Annotated in this window: 1 protein-coding gene; it reads right to left on the reverse strand. The window is 66.8% G+C overall.

Annotated elements, in window-relative coordinates; all coding sequences use genetic code 11:
- Positions 1–689, reverse strand: a 689-nt coding sequence (locus IH00_RS43880) for a sensor histidine kinase (protein WP_039946584.1), incomplete at both ends; no start/stop codon positions are given.

The following is a 689-nucleotide window of genomic DNA, read 5'->3' on the forward strand; positions in this document are numbered from 1 at the left end:
TCGATGCGCAGTTCGACGCTGCCGCGGTCGGTGAACTTGACCGCGTTGGAGAGCAGGTTGCGCAGCACCTGCCGCAGCCGGGAGTCGTCGGTCAGCAGGTCGGACGGGACTCCGGGGGCCGTGGTGATCGTGAAGTCCAGGCCCTTCTGCGTGGTCATGGGGCGGAAGGTGGCCTCGACGTAGTCGAGGAGCTGCCGCAGCGCGACCCGCTCGGGGTTGATGTCCATCTTGCCGGCCTCGACCTTGGACAGGTCCAGGATGTCGTTGATGAGCTGGAGCAGGTCGGAGCCGGCGGAGTGGATGATGCCCGCGTACTCGACCTGCTTCGGGGTGAGGTTGCGGGTGGGGTTCTGCGCCAGCAGCTGGGCGAGGATGAGCAGGCTGTTGAGCGGGGTGCGCAGTTCGTGGCTCATGTTGGCCAGGAACTCCGACTTGTACTTCGAGGCCAGGGACAGCTGCTGGGCGCGGGTCTCCAGTTCCTGCCGGGCCTGCTCGATCTCCAGGTTCTTGGTCTCGATGTCGCGGTTCTGGGCGGCCAGCAGGGCGGCCTTCTCCTCCAGTTCCGCGTTCGAGCGCTGCAGCTCCTCCTGCTGGACCTGCAGTTCCGCCGAGCGTGCCTGGAGTTCGGCCGTCAGCCGCTGGGACTCCTCCAGCAGCTCGTCGGTACGGGCGTTCGCGACGATGGTGTT

This window comes from Streptomyces sp. NRRL S-118, assembly GCF_000716335.1.
Lineage (GTDB): Bacteria > Actinomycetota > Actinomycetes > Streptomycetales > Streptomycetaceae > Streptomyces.